This is a genomic window from Desulfogranum aggregans (genome assembly GCF_055398265.1).
This window is the reverse complement of the sequence record NZ_AP042447.1, coordinates 1,688,071-1,711,559: the sequence shown is the minus strand read 5'-3', so window position 1 is coordinate 1,711,559 and position 23,489 is coordinate 1,688,071. Positions and strand designations below refer to the sequence as shown.

Below are 23,489 nucleotides of genomic sequence, written 5' to 3'. Positions count from 1 at the left end.
TGTCAGTTTCCGTGTAAGGTTTGGATCAGTCGGTCCAGTCCCGGGCTGCCGGCGTGCCGATTGAGCTGATCCAGCAGGTGAGCAAGCGAAGCGTCTCCTGAGATCTTCCAGGCGTCCTCGCCGCGCGCATACACCACCGCAGGTACCTGAAGGATGCGATAGTGTGCAAACAGGGCAGGGCGGATGGCGATCGGCAGCCGGTAGCGTTCACAGATGTTTCCTGTATCCAATTGGTCCGTGCAGTGGAGCTCCTGCTTGGTGATCCGCAGCAGGTACTGCTCCCGCTCTCCCGGGACCAAGCCGTTCATCGCCATGACCAGATTGGGCTCGCTCAGCGCCTGCACTGCCTGTACGTAGGTGTGCACCGTGGTCTCGGGCATGGAGCTGGAGACAAAGAGGTAGAGCTTTTCCTCCATGGCAAGGGGGCCGCGTGGCTGGACAGGAACAGGCGTCTCCGTCTTCCGGGCACCCGCCAGGATCTCGGTCTCGATCCGCGCCTGTTCACACTGGAGCTGCTTTTGAAAGGCAGGGGCCGCGAATTGAGCAGCCGCTGCCCGGGCCGCGCGCATCCCTGCCTCCTGATGGATGTTGACCGGCATCTGCATCGCAGCGCCAGTTGTTCTAGCCTGGTCCATGACCTCCTGCACCTTGGCCGCCAGGTCGGGCTCAGCGGCCAAGGCCTGCGACAGGCAGAGAGAGAGGCAAAGGGTTAATCGCAGCAGGTACAGCAAAACTGCCTCCTGTAGACGATCCAGAGGAACTCGTCGTTGGGTCCCAGCCCACCGCCCACAAAAGGCACATTGAGTCCGGGATTGTAATAGTTGGCATTGACTCCCATGGGCCATGCAGGAGCACGCACTCCGGGACGGACCACATGCATCTTGTAATTGCTCTTGATCCATACCGGGGTTGGTAGGCACCCGCAGGGGGTGATGGCATGGTCACAGATCTGCATCATCCGGTTGAGCTTGTAGATCAGCCGTGCCGCCGCGGTATTGTTGGCCTGGACGATGTTGTCATTATCCACGTGGCCGGTCATCGGATACGAAGAACCCCCGGAGCCGATGCACCAGGGCATGGAGTCCAGGGGAAACCCGGTATTGGTGGCAGCCGCATCGGCGGTACAGGCCATCTGCATGGCCGGGTTGGCATAGAGGGCGGCCTCCGGATGAATCAGCAGGGAGAGCTCGTCAAACTGCCACTGGGGATCAAACTCGGTGAGCCAGAAGGGATAGTCCCACCGGTTGCACAGCAACCAGTTGAGGATGGGGATCGGGTAGGCATGGGCCTGGGCCGAGGTGGATTCATTGGCCAAACTGCTCGAGTCTTGGCTGGCGTTGGTGCCGCCAAGCTCATCGAGCAGCGAGCCCCCGGTCGGGGCGCCCCAAAAGGGGGAGTAGAACGGGGTGGTGACCGTATCAATGGCCACAAAGGGCTCCCAGTAGGTCCACAGCACCCCGATGAGCGTGGAGGCCGGGGGCGGGGCAGGGCAGACGCAGAAGCCGAGAAAGGTCAGCTGGATTTCGTTGTACTGGATATCGGTCAGCGGATTGAACGGGGTGCCGGCTTTGGCCCACCCATCGGAGCTGAGGGTGCAGGCCAGCAGGGCGGCCACCAGTAGGGATCGAACCTGCATCATTCCTCCTCGAGTAAAAATTCGGTTACCTGCAGCTGCCGCTCCTGCTGCACCGCCACACAGGGCACCCCTGAGAGCTGCAGCCGCTGGGCCAGGTCCCGGTTCAGGTAGAAGACCGCCCGGTGCAGCTCCTCGATCAGGGCCTGGGCCGAGCCGCCGGAGAGCAGGAGTTTGACCCGGTGGTTGTGGCTGTAGGGGGAGGCCTTGAACCACTCCACCTGGGCCGGATCGCTGGCGTCGATGACCACCAGGCCGATGGAGAGAGGCACGAAGTCCAGGGGGTTAAAGGTATAGCCCTTGGGATAGAGCACCCTGCCGTCCTGGTCGGTGAGGTCTTCGTTGAGGGTGGAGCGCATGTCCACGGCATAACTTCGGTTCCGGGTAGCCTTGGGTAAGGGGTGGAGGTCAAAGGGCTGATAGGTGCGCAGTTTTTCCCGGTAGGCCTGCCGCTTCGCCTCCCAGCTCCTGGCCGCCTGTTGGCGCAGCTCCCGGCGTATATCGGGCTCGACCACCGGATAGACCTCGCCCACGGTACCCAGATCGGTTGCTGCCCAGGAGGCGGTTGCCGCCACCAGCAGGATAATGATTGTTCCGCCCTTAGATCTCACCGTGTTCCCTCAAGCGGACCATGTGGAGGATGGCCTCATGGTGGCTCAGACCCTCGTTGACCAGCTGGTCGATCATCGCGATCTCCGATGGTTTGCTGGTGTAGATGAAGTAGGCATAGTCATCAACTACCAGTCGGCTCACCCCGCGACCAAAGGGGGTATCAAAGAAGATCTCCGAGTAGTAGGGGGGATTGGACTTGAGGCTTTTTAGGAGCTCCATGGTGAAGTCGTCATAGTCAATCAGCTCCATGCTCTTGGCCAGGGTGAAATCACCGGACTCGAGCAGGATCCGAAACTGGGAGTTGCCGTTGACCACGGTGCCCACGTCGCCGAAGTTCTGCAGGTCCAAGAGCGACTGGGTGACCACCATGAAGGAGCCGTTATACTTCCTCGCCCTGCGGTAGCCCTCGGTCACCACCGGCGCGAGCATGGCGGCCTTGTCCAGGAACTGCCAGGCCTCCTCAAAGATCACTAAACGTGGGCGTGAGCGGTCAGAGAGGTAGAGGTCTTGGGTGACCGCGTTGATGATCAGCAGGGTGACGACCCGGTAGAGGTCCGGCTGGATCTTGAGGTTCTCCAGTTCCAGGACCACGAACTCGTCCCGCCGGATATCAAAGGAGGAGGGGCCGACAAAGAATTTACCGTGGAACCCGTGGCTGGTGAACTCCCGGATATTGAAGGCCAGCTTTCTCGCGCTCTCGATCAGCCGCTGGTTGTCGGCCAGCTCGGTAAAGTCAGCATTGGGCAGGTCAGGAAACTGCATGAGAAAGGCGTAGACCGTGTCGCTATCAGCCGCCTGCCCCTTTTCCTGCCAGGCCCAGCGAACCGCATTGCGGATCAGGTTCATCTCGGTATCATCACACTTGTCCGTGGCTGAGTTGGAGTAGGCCATCTGAGCAAACACGGCTGCCACTGACTTCAGCTCCTCCTCTGGCTCGAGGATGTAGGTAAAGGGGTTGAGGCAGACCTCGGTGTCGGCCTGGAAATCGAGGTACTTGGCACCCAGCATCCGGGTGATCTTCTTATAGCTGCCGCCGATGTCGATGATCCGGACCATGGCGTTGGTGGCGTAGTAGTTGAACGCGATGTAGTTGATGAGAAAGGACTTGCCTGATCCCGAGGTCGCGCAACAGAGCACATTGTGATTGGGTGCACCCTTGGCAAAGAAGTCCAGAGAGACCAGCTGGCCCTTGCGGCCGGTAAAGATCAGGTTGGGATCGCCCCCAGAGCCGGAGAAATCTCCCTGCACCGGAAGAATCGGGGTCACTGAGCCAACAGGGGCAACAAAGTCACGCTCCAGGTTGTCGATGTTGTTGCCGCTGGTGTACATGCAGAAGGGGAAGGCCGAGAGAAAGAGGATCTTGAGGATCAGGTTGTCCTTCTGCATCACGTACCCCTGGTTCTCCCATAACCTTCTCACCCTGGTCAGGGAGTCCCTGGCTTTTTCCAGGTCCTGGTGCCACACCCAGACGATGGGGATCACCTTGACAAACTTCTCGCCACTCTCCAGCTGGTCGGTGGCCTCGAGGAACTCGGTCTGCTTGCGCCTCAGGGTTGGCGAGAGAGAGCCGACCGCCTGCTGGTTGAGCAGTAGGTTGCATTTGCCGTGGATCTTCATCTCCAGCCCCTGCTCAAAGATGATGTTGAAGGTGTAAAGGAAGTCCGTCTTGATCTGGTCGGCATCCGAGATCACCCCCCAGATCCCGCCAAAGAGCGAGTTGGTCTGCAGGGCATCCACCTGCTTGGGGATGATCTTGGGGGTGGTGCAGCAGAAATAGTGGTCGCCCACCACCATGTGATCTTTTGCTTCGCGGATAAGGGTGTCCGCGGTGATGATCTGTTTTCTCAAGGGAACCTGGTCGCTGTAGGCGCCGAAGTTCTGTTCCGGGTACCCTTCGGGGTAGGTGTTGATCAACCGCCGCAGCCACTCCAGCAGGGCTGCCGGTTGGACCGGCCCGGGGGAGAGGAGCGCTGCCTTGAGGGTCTCGTTGAGCTGGCGCTTGATCTCCAGCAGGGGGGCGGCCTTGGCCGGGTCATGGAGCGCCTCCGGTTGGGGCATCCCCTGGCTGCCGGCAGGGATGGTCAGGGCCACCAGCAGGCGGAAATTGCGGACCGGGATATTGCTGCAGGCCTTGAGCCCCTTCTTGCCCTGGGTCAGGAAGTCTACCACCTCCTCGGTGTTGGAGCGGATGATCTCATCGGGCCGGGTTCGGCTTTGCCGGTAGCGCGCCAGGATCGGTTCGATATGGGAGTCCGCATGGAAGGTGAACTGGAGGACGCTGTCCTTGGGGATCCCGGCACGGAACAACCCTTCCAGGGCGTTAATGGTCTTGGAACCTGCATAGACCAACGGGTAGCACTCCCATAGCATGCCCAGGCTGTTGTCTTGGTTGAGGTAGACCTCGGTGTGCTCGTCATAGGCGACATAGTTGAGAAAGGAGGAGAAAGGGGTGCGTCGGGTCATCCGCCGAAGATCGGATAGCCGCAGGTGATCTTGGCCCCTGAAACCGGTATGGTGAAGGAAGTTGAGCAGCATGCTATCTACTCCGGGGTTTCGTTGATGTCGGTGAGGATCCAGTCCGCTTCCTCGACCCTGAGGTAGACGTAGCGGGTCATGAACAGCTCGCTCTCTTCCCCCTCATAGGGGAGCAAGAGGACCCGCATGATTTTCGGCGGCTGCAGGATCGGTCGCTTCGGTTCCTCCAGGAGTCCCGCTAGCAGCTGGTAACGCTGGTCAACCTGGCTGGTACCGGCCTGCTGACCAGGTTCGACCCGGGGGTACCTGGCCTCCTGGTAGGCGCTGGGGGTATCGATGCACTTGCCGGTTTCATCACTTGCCCGGCACTGGAAGGTCTCTTCGTAGGGGTTCACGGCCCGCTCCAGGGGGGAGCAGGCAGGAAGCCCTGCCATGATCAGTACGGCTGCTAGCCATTTAAATCGTTCCACTGTCAATCTCCCGAATGTGGAGGTCTTTTCCCTCAGAAATGATCACTGTGATTTGCTTGGTGGCGCCCACTTCAATGACCGGGGTGGCCTGCCTGGCAAGATCCAGGTAGAAGTCGCGCAGGGTGTCAGCACCTTCGGCCAGCCCGCCGCCAAGGGCATAGGGGACCACGTCGCCGGATTCCACTGTCTGGGTCGAGCCCAGCGGAGAGACCGAGGTGGTGGTCGAGGCCGCCTTGAGCCAGTCCCCGGCGCCACCGAAGATGCCCGCTACCGTCGCCCTGGCAGTGGCTGCACCCATACGGGAGACCACCCGACCGGACAACCCCACCTTGGAATCGGCATCGGTCACAAACCCTTTGACCGGCTCGTCGATCACTGCCTGGCCATTCTTGGAGAGGCAGGAGAGCGAGGTCAGGCGGACGTCAGCCCGCTCCTTATCGAGCCTGCCGACCGCCTCGGCTACCACAAAGCACCCTTCGACATTGCCCTTCACATCGTTGGGCAGCACTGCCGGGGTCTGGATCCGGAGGAGCATCGGTTCCGGGTTGCCGGTACCCTTGCTGCTGGTGGAGGCGTCAAAACCGGTCAACAGGCTGGCCTCCATGAAGGACGGTGGCAGGTAGACGGTTCGCTCAGGTTTTTCCAGCGGCCCTTTTACCTCTGCTGCCGGGTTACTCAGGACACCGATCTCGCCGATCACCACCGGCTCTGGATCAGGAATCACTGCCGGCGGAATCGTTCGGGTCCGAGGACCCGGTGGGACTTCCTCCAGGGGCATGGGCCACTCCGTCTGCCCGGTTGGCAGGGGAGAGGAGGGGGCGGTTATCTCCTCAGCGCTTGGCAGCTGGGGTAGGGGTGCGTCTTCGTTCTGCGGCGTTCGCTCTTGCAGGGCGGTCTGCTTTTTGATCGCCTCGACCTCGGCCCGCAGCTCGGTCAGCTCCCTTCTGGCCTCTCTGAGTATGGTTTTTTCAATCAGGTCAGGTTCGAGTTCGACCGCCCTGGTCTCCTGGTCACTGGCAAGACTGAGCGAGCGCTTGGTGCGCAGGTTGTAGCCGACCAGGATTAGGGATAAGAGGACTATGCCAATGAGGGCCCATATCACCTGTTTCTTGTGCCGCGGTTCGAGCTGGTCAAAGCGTCGCATTTACCTGCCTCCCCTGTGCTCCACAACAAAGGCCCTGGTCGTTGCCTGGGGCCCGAGGGTATGGTCTTCCACCGCCACTGCCAGCAGGGAAGGGCTGATACTAGCACGCAGGAAATCTGTCTCAGTGATCCTGATAGGGGTCGCTGCCCGCGAGCTCACCGCAAAGCGCTTAAGGCGCAAACCTACCCCTTCAACATCCACATACTGGACGAGGAGTGCCTCGACCTCTGGCTTGATCGCCACCTGTGCTCCCGTTTCCGGGGTGGTGAGGGTGTAGCTGGAGGGGTACTGGTCGCTGTAGGCCTGCCTGATGATATGCAGGGCTTGTTTCTCAAGGGGCATATTGCGGAAGATGGCCACATTGCGCTTGAAACTGTCACCTGCCGGCGGGGTCAGCCGGATGGTGGTGGAAGGTATGTCCGTTGGCTGGGCAATGACCGTGTAGACGTTGCCGTCACAGACCAGGAATAACTCATTGTCCTCGGTAGCGTATTGCTTGCTGGTACCGACCTGCTTGACCTTGAACTTGATAAAGGCGTCCTGCCGAGAGAAATGGCCGGTGATGTCCTTTTCCTTGCTGTAGATCAGGTCCTGCATGGTGCCCGGGCAGACAAAACGGTTGATGTCATGGCTGGAGACCCTGACCGTGGTCCTTACATCCGGAGCCACGGTCTGTTCCGCGTAGACAGTGGCGCTGCACCCGAAGAGCAGGGCCATGGCTGCACACAGCTGCTTCATTTGTTGTCCTCTTCTCTGTTGGTGGATGGTTTTGTCCCTTTCTCTCTGATAGCATTGATGAAAAATCTGCCATCCTCGAGGCGGTACTCGACCAGGTAGGTCCTGGAGGTCTGCTCGAGCAAGGTGTCACCGGTGTGCTGCACCAGCCGGCCAAAGAGTTCGATCAGCTGGTCATCGAAGCTGATTTTCTCCAGGTAGAAGACCGAGCTGACCAGTCCCTCCTCGGCGCGGCTGGCTAGCGAGTACCAGCGCTTCGCAGCCTGGGGGTAGGTCTCGGGGTGAAAATAGTAGAGCAGCTCCTCGAAGTTTTCCCTGACCGTGGACGGTGACCAGGTCCCGGCGAGCCCGGCAATGGTTCGGGTCATGTCGCGGATATAGCGCTCGCTCGGTCGGCCCTTGGCGAACTCGACCTCCCCGCTTAGCTTGGGCGGGAGCAGGATGGTTCGCTGGTAAGTCACGGCCCGGTACACCATCAGGGAGTTGAAGCAGAAGGCAGTGGCCATGACCACAAAGGCGAACTTGAGCAGCCTGTTCTCGTCAAACAGGGCGCTTGACTTTTGCAGGTAATCGCTGGCTTTCATTCGTGAAATTCCTTTTCAAAGTATTCCGGGTAGTTCTTCATCTCCGCCAGGCCGAGCAGGTAGAGGATGTGCTTGAGAAAGCCCCTGGCATTCTTCCTCTTGGTCCGGGTGTAGAACCACTGTATCCCGATGAAGATGAGCCACATCACGCCGCCATAGATCAGGGCAAAGGTCAGTGTAAAGATGAAGATGATCAGTTCGTCCAGCTCAAACCACAGCACCTGAATGGGCTTGTTGAGGTACTGGGGAAAGCCTTTGTGCAGACCGTTGACGCTCATGGTCGTGTTATCGCCTCCTGGAGACTCCCGATAAGCCTCCAGGAACAGCGCCTCGTGAAGGTTAGGAGATAAGGGCCCCGACGGATTGGACTACGGTATCGGCCTTGAGGAGAAAGGCCCCGCCAAGGACCGCCCCTGCTGCCGGCAACAGCATCTGGCGGATGGCCAGGATGGCGGCCAGCACCATTACCCCGCAACCGCCGACAAAGCCGATGGGGCCGAGCAGCATCTGGTTGACCCCGATATCGTAGAGGTCGTAGGCAAAAGAGCCGGTCGCCGGGGTGGTCAGGGCCAGGGCATTGCTGGCCACAACCAGGCAGGCAAGGGTGAGCGCGGTGACGAGGGTGATTTTCCGGGTGTGGGGTTCACTGTTCATGGTTTCCTCCTTGATGGGAATGGTGGATCTGCCTGTCAGCGGCAGGGATATTGGGCAAGGCTGTAATCTCAACCCGGCGGTTGAGCGATGGGTAACGGGTGCTGACCAGGTCGGCGTCACTCATCCCCTTCACCCGGGCGACCGTATACCCCGTCTCCTCAAGGAGCCGGGCAATCGTTTGTGCACGTTGGCGGGAGAGCCAACGGTTGAAGGTGGCCGGACCTTTATTGCAGGTGTATCCGGTGACCACCAGCGGCGCCTCTGGAGCAACATCCAGCTCCTGCAATCTGGCGAGCAGTTTGCTTCTTTTTTCTGGGTCGACGGTGGCGCTGTCGATGGGGAAATAGATGGTCAGTGGATCAGTAAAAACCGCTGGCGTTGGAGCAGGACCCGGTGCTGGCGACTGTGCTGGCTCCTGGGGAGGCTGTGCGCTGGGAGCAGGGCCGATGACAAAGGTCTCGGCAATGAGGGGTTGGCAATGGGGTAGCTGGTAGAGATATCCTTCCTGCCTAATGGCCATCTCCGCCCCGGTGGTTGTGGCCGGCAGGAGCATGCTGGTGGCTGCCACGAGCGCGAGCCCCGGTACTAACACGTTACGCTGCATAGACCCTCCGTCTTTTCCAAATAAAAGAAACGTTGTTTCTTTTTCTTTATTTGTAGTTTTTTACTCAACTTCCACGTCGCTGGGCTGTTGCTTTTTACGAAGCGACTTGCGCTTGTTGTACGCTCTCTCTCGGACCTTATAGAGGCGCTTGACCTCTCGGTAGCCAGGAGTGAAACCAAAGGTGGTTGCAATCTCGGCGATGAGCTGTTTCATGGCCAGTCGCTTCCCCGGCTCAAGGTTACAGTAGCGGCCATAGGCGTACCGTTCCCACTTGGTCTCGAACTGGGAACCTTCCAGTAAACGCAACCGGCGTTGCATCGGGTACTTGGCCAGCTGGCTGCGAATGATCTCCTGTTTGGCCCACACTTTTTCAAGGAGTTGCAAACCCACGATATCGCTCTCCTGGAGAGGGTTCTGGATCACTTCCTTGGTGACCATCCAGCGTAAGATCTTACGTGTGAGCTGAGACTGCTGGGCATACTCGGTGATGTCCATGTTCGATCCGATCTATTGCAGTATTGATGAGTCTTCGTACCCCTCTGGCGGTGATGCCAAAGTGCTGACCAATCAGGTCTACACTTGCTGGGGTTTCCTGGTGTAATATCCACTGAGCCACTTGTCGCTGCCGTCTGGTGAGAGAACGGAGGGCGGTTTCGATCAGCTGTTGATCCAACGCCGGGTCGAGTGGCTGTTCTTTATCCAGTGGGATCCGTATTTGCTCGATATCAAGTCCATGGGCCACTTTGATCCCCAGGGTCATGTGGATACAGCGAGAGCGGAAAACAACCCGAAAATAGCGGTCCATGAGCGACAGGTCTTTCTCGCTGTCGAGCAGGCCACGGAGGGTGAGATAGGCCGTCAGGAGGGCCTCACCCTCGATGTCGTGCGCGCTACACCCCATATAGGGTCGGTAGGGAGCGGCCACACAGCGGATGAGCACTCCATGGGACTTGGTCCACAGGATGGCGATGTTCCATATGTCGGTGCGTGTCATGGCCTTAAAAGATTATAAAGAGATTAAAAAAGATTAGCGAAATTCGGCTTGTTCTCGATTTCATGTAATGTCAGCCTCTTATGCGTTGTTTTTTTCGAGCCCTTACGACCTCTATGCCCCCCTCGTGCGACTGCTATGCCCCCTGGGGTGCGACCTCTATGCCCCCGGCTACGACCGCTATGCCCCCGGGTTACGACCGTTATGCCCCCCTCATGCGACTGCTATGCCCCCTGGTTGCGATCGCTATGCCCCCTCGGTGCGACTGCTATGCCCCCCTTCCCGAGACGCAAAGAGGACGCATTTCTGCACATGCACCTTGTCACTCTCATCGATGATCCAAGAGAGCAGGGCGCCGACAATGACCAGCTCATCCAGGGCGAGACGGAGTTTGCCTCGGTAATCGGAGAGTCGGCGGCACCGTGAGCCACAGAGACGCTTGATGGTGATCACTTTCAGGCAATAGGGTTCGCGGTGGCTGGAATAAAAGCCGTGGAGCCACTTTGCCAGGCTGGTGCGGAGGCTCAGTCGTTGCTGCCATTGCAGCTGTGTCCAGCCTGCCTCAAAGACCTTGACCAGCCGGCTGTTGCATTTGAGGTAGTAGGTGTGGCTCTGTTCATTGTGGCAAAACTCATCAATCAGCGAGCCGACATAGGTGTAGGTCTCGTTCCGGCACTGATCGGTGATCTCAAAGGTGATTTCGACCGCTGAGGCAGAGAGCCTTCTCAGGGCGTCCTTGAGCCACTCCCGGCCTGATTTACCGGCCGTGCGCCCCAGTCCTCGCAGGAATCCTTTGGCGGTGATTTGGATGTAATCTCCGCCGGTGGCGGTTGTATTGTTTGAGACCAGGTGGTATGCATGGGCCAGGACATCGAGGTCGCTCTGGTCAAGGCGCCATCCGGTATAGCGGATAGTGATCCCGTGAACGGATTCGATCTTTTCCCCTTTCACTGCCTCTCTGTGCCCCCGTTGGATGATGGCAAAGAGGGAGGATCTGAGGAAGATATTGGGCATCCCGCGGGAATGTTCAGGCCACTTGGGCAGGGGAGAGTGTGCGATGCATCGCTTAATCTTTTCCTGCAGCTCGTGCGGCAACTTCTCAATGCCTGGAGGAAGGTCCATGTCTCTTGGATTCTTCATCGTGGCCTACCAGAAGCTGATTTTTTTGGACTTTCTTTTTCTTCCTGCGGAAAGCGATGGGTAGTTTTCCTTAGTAGAATCTGTTATGAACTGGTCTAAATCTGCCTTCTTAAAGAGCAATTTCCCTTTTTGCTGGCCTGATGGTCGGGAGAAAGGAATCATTCTCTGCTCGACAGCAAGTCGTCTGAAGTGGTGATAGGAATACCCAACGTAATCAGCGGCCTCTTTGAGGTTCATGAGTGGCAGCGATTTCGGTTGAGGATTTGATAGCAGGGCAAGGATCTTGTTCTGCATCTCCTCGATGGCAGCCAGTCTCGCTTCAATATCCATTTATTTGTCCTTGCTGATGTTTATAGTTATGCACAGCAGAACGAATTTCTTCTGGTGTCCCCCATACCCAGACTACTTTGCTTATGCCTGTGACTTTCTCGAGCCGTAGAGCCGCGTCTCGTGGACAGCGACGCCTCCCGCGAATAATGTGGGAGAGGAAGTCTGGACTAATGTTGGCTGATAGGGCTATCTCTTTTTGTGTGATCCTCTTTTTAGTAGAACTAATGGTCTACTTAATACCCATAGGTAGACTTTTAAGTCAACTGAAAAATGAGAATGTTTTGCCGAATGGGTATTCCATCCTTTTAAAAGTTGAGCATATGCTCTAGGATTTGCCTTATGGCACAATCGATTTCAGACAATTTTCAGGCTGCACTCGTTCATTTGTTAGAAAAAGGGGGGAGGGGTGCGCAAAGTAGACTCGCAAGGCAACAACAGATTGATAAGGGCTATCTCAGTGCGATTATAAAAGGGCGAAAACCTGGATCTGAGGAGGTTCGTTCAAAGATAGCGGAGCATTTCCAGCTGACCTATGAAGAAATGCTTGCTCTGGGGCGGAGTTTGTTAGAAACCGGCGCTCCTCCATCCCCGAGAGATGATACATCTGAAGATGCAACTCCAAGAGAATCGAAACCACTGGCGATAGATCTGCCAGATCGTACGCTACTCGTTAGGGAGGATGGGTCGAGGTATCATGCTGGCCCACAGTATAGAGAAAAAAGCCAGAAGGTGAATGATATACTCTCCGCTCAGGATGTATATAGTGAGATGCTGGAAGGGTTTATCGATGTCCTGTATGAGGCATCGAAGCAGAGCAAGGAGAACCAGGTCCTCAAGCAACGAATTGCAGACCTGGAAAAGCGGATAAGCGGGTTGGAAAAGAGGTGGGGCGCTAGTTAATATGTTTGCAACATCCTGAAGTGCAATATCAACGAGTGGCGAATCTGCTTCCAATGGATTGACGGAAATGCACGGAATGTTGAAATAGTAGATTATCATTGAGGTAAAAATGAATAAGAAATTACCTCCTATCACCCCTGGTGAAGTCCTGTTTGAAGAATTTATGGAGCCTATGGGTATATCTCAGGCTCAATTAGCTAGAGATCTCAATGTACCGCCAAATCGGGTCAATCAGATTGTTCATGGGAAAAGGGAGATAACAGCTGACACTGCCTTGAGACTTGGGCAATATTTTGGAATTGAACCTGAGTTTTGGCTCAATCTGCAACTGAGGTACAATATGAAAGTTGCAAAAGACATGGTAGGGCAGTAGATAAAAAGAGAAGTCAAACGTTACCAGAAGCCCCAGAGCAAAAGTTTTCAGCCTTCAGTATAACTCTTGTTCGTAATCTCAGATTGAACTGTCTGGAATACCACTATCCCCCGCTTGTTTGCTTCCGTCGAAGTATGCGGGGGAATCAAGCCGATCAGGAAACTGTATGCCCTGCCTGGATGCCTCATATTCGGGAAAATTGCTGAGAAAGGGGCTTCATCATCATTGCCTGTGTGTTAGTAGCTTTTTTGTACATCAATTTCGACTCTTCGGCTCAGCGATCGTGATACCTACCCACCCAACAAAAGAGATCGGGGTAAAAGCACCGGTTACCTCCGAACCGATGCCAATTTGTCATCCGGCAATTATCCAACATGCTACTCCCAATACCTGGACCGGAAGAATATCAACTTCAAGTGGCGGCAGGATATTCAGAACTTCGATATGGTAAGGTTACCATTAAGATCAGGCTCAAGCGGGATTTGCACCACTGAACTTTTATCCATATCCCCTTTAAAAACAGGTGAAGCAGTCCTTATTCTGCATAACTGGCTTACTGTGAAAAATAGCGAAATTGCCAGTCCGAGTTGATGCGATATTCTACCGGGAACCATTTTGACAAAATTAACATGTCAGCCTTCCAGAAGTTCCCGCAACTTCCTTGCCAGGTCCTTCATTGAAAAAGGTTTTTGAATGAAGTGCACGCCTTCGTCCAGCACGCCATGCTGGGCGATGACGTTCGCTGTGTAGCCGGACATAAACAGACGTTTGAGATCTGGGTAGTGGGAGAGAAGGTTTATGACTAACTCCCGGCCATTCATTTCTGGCATCACAACATCGGTCATCAACAGGTCGATCCGTCCCTGATATTCATGAGCCAGGCGGATAGCCTCGCCAGGGGTAGAGGCTGCTATCACTGTATAACCAAGACTTCCCAGCATCGTGGTGGTCATTTCCAAAATAGCCGGCTCATCCTCCACAAGGAGAATGGTCTCGTTTCCGTGTTCTGTGCGTAGGTCATACTCTTTTTCGGACGCTTCGAATGATTTTGTACCATACACTGGTAAATAGATTTTAAATGTCGTCCCTTGATCCGGCTCGCTATAGACGTTAATGAAACCGTTATTCTGCTTCACTATGCCATAAATCGATGCCAGCCCTAGGCCGGTACCTTGACCTTTTTCCTTGGTGGTAAAAAAAGGTTCAAAGATATGACTTAGAGTTTTTTTGTCCATCCCACAACCATCGTCGCTAACCGCGAGTAGTACGTAGTCTCCAGGTTGAGACTCCAAGTGGTCATGGCAATAGTCGTTATCAATGCTTTTTACACCTGTTTCTATGATAATCTTGCCCACTCCCTCAATGGCATCTCGGGCGTTGATGCAGAGATTAGCGAGGAGCTGGTTGACCTGTGAGGGGTCGATCTTGACCCGTTGGAGGTTTCTACCAGGGTGCCAGAGCAGGTCGATATCCTCACCAATCAGCCGACGGAGCATATTGAGCATCTCTTCCACTGTGTCGTTTATATCTATGACCTTGGGAGCAATGGTCTGCTTGCGGGCAAAGGCCAGCAGCTGTCGTGTCAGGTCGGCTGAACGCTCACCGGCTTGGTGAATCCTCTGCAGATTGCTATAAAGTGGCGACGCAGGATCTATCTTATTGAGGGCCAGCTCAGCATAGCCTAGAATTACACCTAGCATGTTATTAAAGTCATGGGCTATGCCGCCAGCCAGACGACCAACCGATTCCATCTTTTGGGCCTGATTAAGCTGTTCTTGAAGGTTTTCTTTTTCCGCTTCAGCCCGCTTGATTTCGGTGATATCAGAAGTAATCGTGGCAAAAAAATTCTTTCGGGGAGAAACTACAGAAACAAGAAAATGTTTATTCATGGAGGCGTAGTGAGTAACAAATTCAAACGGTTCACCCGACAGAGCAACTTTGGCATATATATCTATGTACGGAGCTGAATCGGTTTTATAAACTTGGGTGGCTGTCTTGCCAATAGCTGTTTCTTTTTTGATTTTGGTTATCCGGCAAAAGGCCTTATTGCAATCCAGAATTCGGTAATTACAAGGCAGACCTTTGTCATCAAATAAAAGTTCATGCATAACCACCATCTCAGTCATCGATGAAAACAGCGCCTGTAGTTTTTCTTCGCTCTCCCGCAAGGCTTTATCTGCCTGCTTTTTACTAGTGATATCCTGAAAAGAACCTTGCACTTTGATGATCTCGCCTTTTTCATTTTTCACTGCCTTGCCGGTTGTTCTTACCCAGATATGCTTTCCTTGTTGTGTGATGATCTCCATTTCTTCATCGTAGGATGTGCCCTCTTTGACACAGGCGTTGAAGCACCGTGTAATCTGTTCTCGCCATTTCGGAGCGTAGAAGTTTATGGCTTCCTGCACAGGTGGTGAATACCCATGGGGAACATCGTGAATTTCTGCAACAGCATCGGACCATGTGCAGATATTCTTTTCCAAATCGGCGCTCCAACCACCGAATTTGGCGGTTTCGCTAGCAATCTGAAGCAGTGCATAATTTGATTTCAGTTCATCTTCCGCCCGCTTTCGGTCTGTTATATCGCAAGCATAACCGGTAGAACCAATAACAATCTCTTGGTTGTCAATTACTGGCGCTTTAGATGTTTCAAACCATCTTGTTTGACCTTTGTTAAAAAAGACTTCTTCTTTGATGAGTGTTTTTTTTGATCTTAAAACTTCCGTATCATCTGCAATATATTTCTTTGCCAGATATTTTGGCCAAATATCCAAATCAGTTTTGCCAATCAAAAGCTGGGGATCATTCAAGCCACAGGATTTCGCAAATTCAGAATTTACTGTCAAGAATCTTCCTTCATTGTCTTTCAACCATATTAGACCAGGTAGATTTTCTATTATTGCAGAAAGATATGACTCGCGTAGGCTCAACAAGTCTGCAGATTCTTTTTGCTTGGTGATATCCCTTACACTGGCGATTACTCCGTTAATCGCAGGTTCATTTAGAAAATTCTGGGCAATTGCTTCCGAATATACCCACCCGTCGGTTTTATGAATATGTCGATACTGTACTGTGATTACCTTTTCAGGGTTTGCCATAACCTCATCCCACGCTGCCATAACATTGGCTATGTCATCCGGGTGTATGATGGTATCTAGCGTCCTCCCTTCAAGCTCACTGACCGGGAACCCTGTCATCCTTTCCGATGCTGGACTGACGTACTTTTGGCTGCCATCTGCATTGACGATTACTAAACTGTCTGAGGAGTTTTTAACGAGAAGTCGAAACCGTTCTTCATTTTTTCGTAATTCATTTGTTGATTGATTGATTTTATTCTGCAGTCGAACAATGAGGAAAAATAGAAGACAGGAGGTAAATACAATAAAAAATAATCCTTTGAAAATACCTATATTGGTTATAATTTTTTCATCGTGAACTAGCCAACCTACTATAGTATCAGAAAAATAAATCCATGAAGATCCAAACAGAATATATATGAAGACAACTTTTGCAGCGTCCCGGTGCCTTAAGAATTTCTTTGAAAGTCTCATGTATTTATTTAAAACTCCATAGAAAATCATATTTTTTTTGACTTCAATCGATTGGTAAATTTACCATGAAAGTCAGAGGGTTGTCGAATTATTTGACAGTATTGAGACGTATTTTAGAAGCACACTGGCACGGTTATGATTTCACCAAGATAGATAAATTAGCATTATTTCCTGTCTCACTTCGGAAATAGTAGGTGGTTCTGTAAAATCTCCCCACATCTTTGCATTGAATGGAACATGGATAGGAAATAATGTTCATTTAAGTAATCACAAAAATTATCAGGCCTTCAACATGGTTACCTTTTCAATAAACGAACTATCCATCATCGTGAAAGAAAAAAACTGATTATGCTAAATTTTCAAAAATATTCCGATAATTCCAATATTTTTACCTGCAAAATCTTGCAAGTAAAAATATCAAGCTTCATTATTTCACACCCAATCGTGACTATTCGAAGCCACTTCCATTTTCTTTTTTCTCTTTAAACCTGCCAGCTGAACAGATCATACCGATGCAACTGATACCTGCGAAAAAGGCCATTCCCCATTGCATACTGATCATGAAAGTTCCAACGGTTTCTGCTGTAAGTGCTGCATGTCCCATAAAGCGTTCAATCAGATAGGTTGAAATCGCCATACTGATTAGCATGCCAAGATTTCTCATGATTGCAGTGAGGCTGGAAGCCATACCATACAGCTCTTTCGGCACGGAGTTCATGATCAAGGTGGTATTTGGTGAAGAGAAAAGAGCGAATCCGAGTCCCATTATGATGAAGATGAGCACTATCAGGATAAGAGAGCTGTCAGGCTCTATATTGGTTGCAAGAAAGAGTGAAACACCGCAAAGGGCCATCCCCATGGTTGCGAGCTTTCCTGGGTAGATTCGGTCTGCAAGTTTGCCGGCCCCTGGAGACAGGACGCATTGCACAAGGGTCTGTATCATGAGTAACATTCCAGCGCTTTGGGGCGACGACCCTTTCACGTTCTGCAAATAGAGACTGAAAAAGAAGATGATACCAAAGCTTGCCGCATAATTGAGCATTGCAGCTACTGCACTTAAACTGAGTGCACTGTTGGATAGAAGAAAGTTTGGGTCTTTGTCATAGTTGCAGAAAGTAAAGAGGGGTTGACTGGCTGAAAACTCATCCATATCAGATAGTTTCTCACATTATTTGATCATGGAAGGTTTCAGTTATGTCCAATCACCCCTCATTACGCTGTTTATACGATTTTCCAGGCTGGGTCATCCAGGAAATGAAAGTGTTGCCAGAAGTGGCCGTTATCAAGCTTCACCGAGATAAACGGCTCACCATTTACTGTCCTCACTGCATACGAAAAGCCGGGTTGAACAGAAAAGTTTCACAAATAGCATATGACCTGCCCATTGGGCCGGTCAATCTCGTCATGGTTCATTATGAGGCTCTACAGGGATATTGCAATCATTGTAAAGCCCACTTTACTCTTCATCCACCTGGTGTTGAGGGTTATGCTCATGCCACCAAACGACTGATGCACTATGTGTGTAAACTCTGCAGGTTTATGCCAGCCAATAAGGTCCCATATTTCCTGCCTATTTCAACTAGCACTGCCAGGAGATGGGACAAAAGGATACTGGCCAAACATTTACCACAACCAGACCTGGATAATCTGCGAGTTCTTTTAATTGATGAAAAATCAATTGGCTCAGGCCACTCATACATGACAGTCGTGATGAATGGCGATACCGGCGAAATCCTGCACCTTGCTGAAGGTAAAAAGAAAAAATCTCTGGAGTCTTTTTTTCAAAAGCTCTCTCCTCGGCAAATCAAGAAGATAAAAGCAGTTGGTATCGACAGGGCCGGGGCCTATAAAGCTGTTGTCGAAGAGTATGCACCTAAAGCACAGATTGTTTATGACAAGTTTCATATCGTTGCCAATCTCAATACCGCTGTTGACGAGGTTCGACGCAATGAATGGCGCAATGCAAACAAGGATGAAAAACGTTTCATAAAAGGGCAGCGTTTTAATTTGCTCCGTAACGCACAGAACCTGAAAGGTAACCAGTGCGACAGGTTGGCAGCATTATTTGAAGCCAATGAATCCTTGTTGCAGGCCTATCTCCTTAAAGATGCGTTCAGTACCTTGTGGACCTATGTTCGCCCCAAATGGGCTTCAAAATTTCTCGACAACTGGATTGAATGGGCCAAGGAAACCGAATTAAAGCCCTTGGTGAAGTTCGCTAAAGGGGTAGATCGAGACAGAAAAGAGATTCTGGCTTGGATTAAACACAGGGTCACTTCTGCAAAACTCGAGGCATTCAATGCTACAATCAGCAGGATCGTAAAACGGGCATGCGGCTACCGTGACCTCGACTACCTTTATTTAAAAATCAGACAGGAAGCTTCACCCCCTGTTCTGCAACTATGACAAAGACCCGAAAGTTTACCGGTAGTACGGGCGAGCAAACTCGACGTTCAAGCATAAAAAAGCATATTATTCCTATTAGTCCAAACGAGATCAGAAATGGAGCCCAACCGCCAATCAATTCTTTACCTGTGATACCGACTGTCAGGCAGAAGATGGTCAAAGCAAATAACAGACTGCCTGAAAAATCAAACTGTTGTGATCTATTGCCCCACCATTCCCCCTTTAAGACAAGAACGGATAAAAAAAGACCTATCACAGCGAAAGCTGCACTGAAAATAAATAAAAATTGCCAGTTGATATACGAAACTAGAAAACCGCCCAAAGCAGGCCCGGCTGATAATCCTGCATAAATCGAAGCAATGACCAAACCCATACTTCTACCCCTGTGCTCCTGTGGCACGACCGAAGAGAGAATCGCAAAAGTAGCGGTGGTAATAAGAGCGGTGGACATCCCCTGCAGCAATCTCATAACCAGGAAAAACAGGATATTCCGGCTGAAAATAATTATTGTCGAAGTCAGTATAAAAGTGGAGATCCCAACAAAAAATATTTTTTTACGTCCGTAAATATCTGCAAGTTGACCGGAGGGGAGCAGCAGACAGCCCAGCCCGAGAATGTAAAGCATAGATGCAAGGCTCAGCTGAAAAGTTGAGGCCTGAAAATGGGTTCCTATGGCAGGCAGGGCAACATTGACACCTGCGGCCATAAATGGAGTGATAAACTGAACGAGGCAAATGGTGAGCAGGGTTATACCGTATTTCTGAGACTGAATAGCGAGCATTGTTATAAAGGCTGTTAAGAAAAAAAGTTATTACTAATTGGGGCTTGCTGAGCAACAAGCAAGACCATGATTTTGTGGTTAAAAAATAGTATAATCGGCGTCGTAAGTGCACAGAAAACGGCTGACACCTTCCAAAACCCTTGCACCTTCCGACAGTAACACCATGTACAAGCATAATCAGAAGCAGCTCGAACTCCCTGAATTTTCACTACCCTTTCATGGAGAGCTGGCACCTGACAACAAATGGGTTAAATTATCTGCCTTGATCCCCTGGGTGCAGTTCGAAGAACGCTATAGGGAAAATTTCTCGAAATCCGGTACCGGGCACCCGGCTCTCTCTGTGAGAATGGCCCTCGCCGCACTGATCATCAAAGAAGAACTAGGTGTCAGTGACAGATTATGCGTTGAGCAGATCACGGAAAATCCGTATCTGCAGTACTTTTGCGGGCTCAAGTCTTTCATCACCATGCCGCCGTTTGATGCCTCCATGTTTGTCCATTTCCGTAAACGCTTTCCGGCAGATGTGTTGAGCGAGGTCAACAATGCCATTGCAGAGAAGATGCACGGAGATCAGGACCCACCGGCACCCGGCCAAACACCCCCAGGAAGCGATACCGAGACGACGAGCGACCAAAAACCATCTCGCAACAGCGGCCAGTTGCTGGTGGATGCCACATGTGCTCCTGCGGATATCACCTATCCTACCGATATCAAACTCCTCAACAAGGCCCGTGAAAAGAGCGAGCAGATCATTGATATCCTGCATGAAGCCAGAGGACGAGGATATAAAAAGCCGCGCACCTACCGCCAACGAGCCAGAAGACAATTTTTGTCTATTGCCAAAGACAAGCGGATGAGTCGCAAAAAGATTCGAAAGTGCCTCCGTCGGCAATTAGGGTATCTGCGGCGCAATCTCAACTCCATTGATCAACTTGGTGAGCATCAAGGATTTACACTGCTCGGCCGTCGCCATTATAAAGAGCTGCTGGTGATTTCTGAGGTATACCGCCAACAACAGTGGATGTACGAGAACCGCAGTCATCGTATTGATGGCCGTATTGTCAGCATTAGTCAACCGCATGTTCGACCGATCAAGCGTGGTAAAGCTGCTGCTGACACTGAGTTCGGGGCCAAAATCAGTATCAGCCTTGTGCACGGCATCAGCTTTGTCGACCATATCAGCTGGGACAACTACAATGAAAGTTGTGACCTTATTGCTCAAATCGAGGCGTATCGTACGCGATATGGTTGCTACCCGGAATCGGTGCATGCCGATAAAATTTATCGTAACCGCGAAAACCGCCGATATTGCAAGCACCACCAGATTCGGTTGTCTGGCCCCAGGCTTGGCCGACCGCCAAAAGTAACCCAGGAAAATGCCAAAGCACTCCAAGCAGCAAAACAGCAGGCCAGGCAGGATGAAATTGACAGAAATGCGGTTGAGGGCAAGTTCGGTCAAGGCAAACGCCGCTATAGTTTGAACCGGATCATGACCAAGCTGTCATGTACCAGTGAAACCGCAATCATGATCAGTTTCTTGGTAATGAACCTGAAACGGTGGCTGGCCATCGTCGTTTTATTATTTTTTCAAAGAACAAAAGCTCGATTTGCGAATGTTTGGTGGGCGCCTCATAACTTTGCTTGCCTTTTGGCCGGGGTCGTTGCCATCGAAGCCGTAAGCGGCTAATCGTTATTCAGCAAGCCCTAATTGTCTTGCTGGTAGTACTTGAGCTGATTGTGAATAGCCTTGGCGATTAACTCCCTGAACTGTTTACGCTCCTGTTCGCTTAGACCATCAAGTGAGCGCTGGTTACTTTCATGGAGCATGTTCCAGAAATTCTCTTTCAAATTCAGGGCATGCTCGGTGGGATATACTTTGTTTTTTCTGCGGTTTTAAGGGTCTACCTCGCGATAAACAAACCCGGAACTCTCAAGTTTGCCAAGCTGCCGGGCGGTTGCAGCTTTATCGATATAAAACATGGATGAAAGCTCACCCTGGCTTATCCCAGAGTTTTGATAGATTGCTGCCATAAACGGAATCTGACTGCCAGTCAGACCGAGACTTTGCGCCATAGGTTCGATATTTACTTTGCTCAGGCGAAAGAGCATATTGATGTAAAACCCGAACGATTGATGGTTTTGTGTTTGCATTACACCTCCATTTGTTGACTAGTCAACTGTTGACGCGTCAACTGTAGGTCAATATCTATCGGAAGACAAGGTTATCCTGCTCTTTTAGAAGAGTTTTAGCTCAAGCGAAGTTTTCTTTTCAATGGTGACGAGTGATTCCATATTGCTTATTCACTAGGCGAATGTTCTTGAAAAAATAATATTTCAGTTGGTTGAGGTAAACTCAAAAGGAACAAGGAAGAAAAAATAAGCTGAGCATTTTTTATCCACGAAAAAAGAATACGAAGATTCACTGCCGAGATACCTCCCTTTGTTAAGAGGGGGGCATATACAAAGTGTATCTATGAGCCAGGAGCTAACTAGGCCAGAGGTCACAGAGTGACACTTGTCCATGTTGGGAAAGCAAGAGCGAGTTATTGTCAAAGATGGAGTACGAGTTACCGATCAACCAGAAAGGAAAGCTGCCTGACCCTAGTACAACACATTTGACAATAACTCGGTGCCGGATAAATCGAAGGGCTTGCTATGTATGAATAGGTGCATGTAAAATCCACGTCCAGCCTTATTTTTGATGAGATATCATCTGGCAACCTCCGTATCTACCTCTTTCATATCACTTCATTTTCAAAATTAAAATAATTCAACGTCTCCTTCCCCAGAAAAAACATTGCCGACTATTTTCTTATAGACAGTCATCTCTTCACAGCAAAAGGTACAATTTTCAGATCTTAATATGACGGTCGTCATATTCATTGCCGAATTTTCACCCTTAAAGCATCAAATATAGGTCCTTTATGACAGCCGTCATAGAAGCCTTATGCCGTCATTTGTAAAACAACCCCAACACAACAGCACGGTTTAGGTCTACCAGCTGGACCAGAATAATGACACCACGCTACTGTTATGAACATCCTAGTTATGGGTTTTATACCCTTTGGGCTTGAATCACATAAAAAACCGAGACAACTGAACTGTCCCACGGACGCTTAACATTTTACAGCAGTATCGCATAAATTTTTTGGGAGACAATTATGAAAACCTACGATGTCATCATAATAGGAGCTGGCCCTGCAGGGATGACAGCCTCGATTTACGCAATCAGGGCGAACATGTCAGTACTTATTCTCGACAAGCTTTCACCAGGCGGACAGATGGTCAACACCAATGAAATCGAAAACTATACGGGGACCGGAAAGATCAATGGTGCCGAACTCAGTATGCAGATGTTTGAGCATACCCAGGAACTCGGGGTTGAATTTGACTACAAAACGGTACTGGAGATTAAAGACAACGGCCAGAGTAAGACTGTTATTTGCGAAGAGGACGGTACCGTCTATGAGACCCGGACTGTTATCATCGCAACCGGAACGGTACCCCGTAGGCTTGGCGTTTCCGGTGAGGAGCAGTTCGCTGCAGACGGTATAAGCTGGTGTGCAATCTGTGACGGCGCACAGTATCGGGACAAGAATGTAGTTGTCATCGGCGGCGGCAACTCTGCTGTTGAAGAGTCCCTTTACCTCGCAGGAATCACAACCTCGCTTACCATCGTCACGATGTTCGATCTGACCGCCGATCCCAAAGCCTGTGAGCAGCTCAGATCACAGGACAATGTCACCATCTATCCCTATCAAGAGGTCCTCGAGTTCACCGGAGACGAGGCTCTTGAAGGGGTACGCTTTAAATCCACAAAGGAAGATGCTACCGAGCGTTATGTCAAATGTGACGGAGTTTTTGAATACATCGGTCTGGAAGCGACAACCGACAGTTTCAAAAACCTCGGCATAACCAATAAATTTGGCTTCATCGAAGTCGGCGACGAAATGAACACCAGAGTTGAAGGGATATACGGAGCGGGAGATATCACCTCTAAAAAGCTCCGTCAGATTGTTACAGCCTGCTCCGACGGCGCAATTGCTGCCAACAGCGCCGCTAAATATGTTGAGGGTTTACGAAACTGATATTTTAAAAATTCGTTGGGA

The 23,489-nt window shown here is 51.5% G+C and carries 26 protein-coding genes; 5 read left to right on the top strand and 21 right to left on the bottom strand.

Translation table 11 applies throughout. From position 1 onward, the window contains the following. Positions 1–2: 2 nt before the first annotated feature. The 16 genes from ACZ52Z_RS07875 to ACZ52Z_RS07800 all read right to left on the bottom strand — a co-directional run bounded on the left by ACZ52Z_RS07875 (position 3) and on the right by ACZ52Z_RS07800 (position 11,577). Entirely contained in the window at positions 3–731 is a 729-nt protein-coding gene (locus tag ACZ52Z_RS07875; protein WP_464270196.1) for a TrbC family F-type conjugative pilus assembly protein, read from the bottom strand. Beyond that, complete coding sequence (locus tag ACZ52Z_RS07870) at positions 710–1,639, bottom strand: TraU family protein (RefSeq protein ID WP_464270195.1); 930 nt, start codon at positions 1,637–1,639, stop codon at positions 710–712. Before ACZ52Z_RS07870 ends, ACZ52Z_RS07875 begins: the two co-directional genes overlap by 22 nt. Continuing rightward, positions 1,636–2,244: a hypothetical protein gene (locus tag ACZ52Z_RS07865; RefSeq protein ID WP_464270194.1), complete on the bottom strand. Its 609-nt coding sequence runs from the start codon at positions 2,242–2,244 to the stop codon at positions 1,636–1,638. The genes ACZ52Z_RS07870 and ACZ52Z_RS07865 overlap by 4 nt, the downstream gene beginning before the upstream one ends. After that, positions 2,234–4,780 (bottom strand): TraC family protein, encoded by a 2,547-nt coding sequence (locus ACZ52Z_RS07860; protein ID WP_464270193.1) that lies wholly within the window; start codon positions 4,778–4,780, stop codon positions 2,234–2,236. Before ACZ52Z_RS07860 ends, ACZ52Z_RS07865 begins: the two co-directional genes overlap by 11 nt. A gap of 5 nt (positions 4,781–4,785) precedes the next feature. Continuing rightward, positions 4,786–5,190 (bottom strand): TraV family lipoprotein, encoded by a 405-nt coding sequence (locus ACZ52Z_RS07855; protein ID WP_464270192.1) that lies wholly within the window; start codon positions 5,188–5,190, stop codon positions 4,786–4,788. Next, positions 5,177–6,334, bottom strand: coding sequence for a TraB/VirB10 family protein (locus ACZ52Z_RS07850; protein WP_464270191.1), 1,158 nt, complete (start codon positions 6,332–6,334; stop codon positions 5,177–5,179). The genes ACZ52Z_RS07855 and ACZ52Z_RS07850 overlap by 14 nt, the downstream gene beginning before the upstream one ends. After that, positions 6,335–7,072 (bottom strand): TraK domain-containing protein, encoded by a 738-nt coding sequence (locus tag ACZ52Z_RS07845; RefSeq protein ID WP_464270190.1) that lies wholly within the window; start codon positions 7,070–7,072, stop codon positions 6,335–6,337. After that, positions 7,069–7,653 (bottom strand): TraE/TraK family type IV conjugative transfer system protein, encoded by a 585-nt coding sequence (locus ACZ52Z_RS07840; protein WP_464270189.1) that lies wholly within the window; start codon positions 7,651–7,653, stop codon positions 7,069–7,071. The genes ACZ52Z_RS07845 and ACZ52Z_RS07840 overlap by 4 nt, the downstream gene beginning before the upstream one ends. Further along, positions 7,650–7,931 carry a type IV conjugative transfer system protein TraL gene (traL, locus tag ACZ52Z_RS07835; protein ID WP_464270188.1) on the bottom strand — a complete coding sequence of 94 codons (282 nt, stop codon included), beginning with the start codon at positions 7,929–7,931 and terminating at the stop codon, positions 7,650–7,652. The genes ACZ52Z_RS07840 and traL overlap by 4 nt, the downstream gene beginning before the upstream one ends. A gap of 61 nt (positions 7,932–7,992) precedes the next feature. Then, positions 7,993–8,307, bottom strand: a complete 315-nt coding sequence (locus tag ACZ52Z_RS07830; protein WP_464270187.1) for a hypothetical protein — start codon at positions 8,305–8,307, stop codon at positions 7,993–7,995. After that, positions 8,297–8,911 carry an OmpA family protein gene (locus ACZ52Z_RS07825; protein ID WP_464270186.1) on the bottom strand — a complete coding sequence of 205 codons (615 nt, stop codon included), beginning with the start codon at positions 8,909–8,911 and terminating at the stop codon, positions 8,297–8,299. The genes ACZ52Z_RS07830 and ACZ52Z_RS07825 overlap by 11 nt, the downstream gene beginning before the upstream one ends. 60 nt (positions 8,912–8,971) lie before the next feature. Beyond that, positions 8,972–9,301: a hypothetical protein gene (locus ACZ52Z_RS07820; protein WP_464270185.1), complete on the bottom strand. Its 330-nt coding sequence runs from the start codon at positions 9,299–9,301 to the stop codon at positions 8,972–8,974. A gap of 61 nt (positions 9,302–9,362) precedes the next feature. Continuing rightward, positions 9,363–9,905 carry a sigma-70 RNA polymerase sigma factor region 4 domain-containing protein gene (locus ACZ52Z_RS07815; protein ID WP_464270184.1) on the bottom strand — a complete coding sequence of 181 codons (543 nt, stop codon included), beginning with the start codon at positions 9,903–9,905 and terminating at the stop codon, positions 9,363–9,365. Positions 9,906–10,148: 243 nt separating this feature from the next. Then, positions 10,149–11,042, bottom strand: coding sequence for a plasmid replication initiator TrfA (trfA, locus tag ACZ52Z_RS07810; protein WP_464270183.1), 894 nt, complete (start codon positions 11,040–11,042; stop codon positions 10,149–10,151). Between the two features lie 6 nt (positions 11,043–11,048). Next, positions 11,049–11,372 (bottom strand): MerR family transcriptional regulator, encoded by a 324-nt coding sequence (locus ACZ52Z_RS07805; RefSeq protein WP_464270182.1) that lies wholly within the window; start codon positions 11,370–11,372, stop codon positions 11,049–11,051. Beyond that, positions 11,362–11,577 carry a helix-turn-helix transcriptional regulator gene (locus ACZ52Z_RS07800; RefSeq protein ID WP_464270773.1) on the bottom strand — a complete coding sequence of 72 codons (216 nt, stop codon included), beginning with the start codon at positions 11,575–11,577 and terminating at the stop codon, positions 11,362–11,364. Before ACZ52Z_RS07800 ends, ACZ52Z_RS07805 begins: the two co-directional genes overlap by 11 nt. Positions 11,578–11,711: 134 nt before the next feature. On the opposite strand from ACZ52Z_RS07800, the gene ACZ52Z_RS07795 reads away from it, so the two are divergent. Both ACZ52Z_RS07795 and ACZ52Z_RS07790 read left to right on the top strand, forming a co-directional pair. Further along, positions 11,712–12,272, top strand: a complete 561-nt coding sequence (locus ACZ52Z_RS07795) for a hypothetical protein (protein ID WP_464270181.1) — start codon at positions 11,712–11,714, stop codon at positions 12,270–12,272. A 109-nt stretch (positions 12,273–12,381) separates the two neighbouring features. Next, complete coding sequence (locus ACZ52Z_RS07790; RefSeq protein WP_464270180.1) at positions 12,382–12,645, top strand: HigA family addiction module antitoxin; 264 nt, start codon at positions 12,382–12,384, stop codon at positions 12,643–12,645. A gap of 632 nt (positions 12,646–13,277) precedes the next feature. Here the strand turns inward: ACZ52Z_RS07790 and ACZ52Z_RS07785 are convergent. Beyond that, positions 13,278–16,223 (bottom strand): hybrid sensor histidine kinase/response regulator, encoded by a 2,946-nt coding sequence (locus ACZ52Z_RS07785; RefSeq protein ID WP_464270179.1) that lies wholly within the window; start codon positions 16,221–16,223, stop codon positions 13,278–13,280. A gap of 418 nt (positions 16,224–16,641) precedes the next feature. Next, the gene (locus tag ACZ52Z_RS07780) at positions 16,642–17,235 is read right to left on the bottom strand and encodes an MFS transporter (RefSeq protein ID WP_464270772.1); all 594 of its coding nucleotides are present in this window, start codon (positions 17,233–17,235) and stop codon (positions 16,642–16,644) included. A 152-nt stretch (positions 17,236–17,387) separates the two neighbouring features. Between ACZ52Z_RS07780 and ACZ52Z_RS07775 the strand changes: the two genes are divergently transcribed. Further along, positions 17,388–18,599: an ISL3 family transposase gene (locus ACZ52Z_RS07775; RefSeq protein WP_464268293.1), complete on the top strand. Its 1,212-nt coding sequence runs from the start codon at positions 17,388–17,390 to the stop codon at positions 18,597–18,599. On the opposite strand, the gene ACZ52Z_RS07770 is transcribed toward ACZ52Z_RS07775, so the two are convergent. Continuing rightward, entirely contained in the window at positions 18,562–19,380 is an 819-nt protein-coding gene (locus ACZ52Z_RS07770) for an MFS transporter (RefSeq protein WP_464270178.1), read from the bottom strand. The genes ACZ52Z_RS07775 and ACZ52Z_RS07770 overlap by 38 nt on opposite strands. A 163-nt stretch (positions 19,381–19,543) precedes the next feature. Between ACZ52Z_RS07770 and ACZ52Z_RS07765 the strand changes: the two genes are divergently transcribed. Beyond that, positions 19,544–21,067 (top strand): IS5 family transposase, encoded by a 1,524-nt coding sequence (locus ACZ52Z_RS07765; RefSeq protein WP_464270177.1) that lies wholly within the window; start codon positions 19,544–19,546, stop codon positions 21,065–21,067. Positions 21,068–21,084: 17 nt separating this feature from the next. Here the strand turns inward: ACZ52Z_RS07765 and ACZ52Z_RS07760 are convergent, their stop codons facing one another. Further along, the gene (locus ACZ52Z_RS07760; protein ID WP_464270176.1) at positions 21,085–21,228 is read right to left on the bottom strand and encodes a hypothetical protein; all 144 of its coding nucleotides are present in this window, start codon (positions 21,226–21,228) and stop codon (positions 21,085–21,087) included. Positions 21,229–21,273: 45 nt separating this feature from the next. Further along, entirely contained in the window at positions 21,274–21,531 is a 258-nt protein-coding gene (locus tag ACZ52Z_RS07755; RefSeq protein ID WP_464270175.1) for a MarR family winged helix-turn-helix transcriptional regulator, read from the bottom strand. Between the two features lie 1,010 nt (positions 21,532–22,541). On the opposite strand from ACZ52Z_RS07755, the gene ACZ52Z_RS07750 reads away from it, so the two are divergent. Continuing rightward, the gene (locus ACZ52Z_RS07750) at positions 22,542–23,468 is read left to right on the top strand and encodes an NAD(P)/FAD-dependent oxidoreductase (RefSeq protein WP_464270174.1); all 927 of its coding nucleotides are present in this window, start codon (positions 22,542–22,544) and stop codon (positions 23,466–23,468) included. The last annotated feature ends 21 nt before the right edge of the window (positions 23,469–23,489 follow it).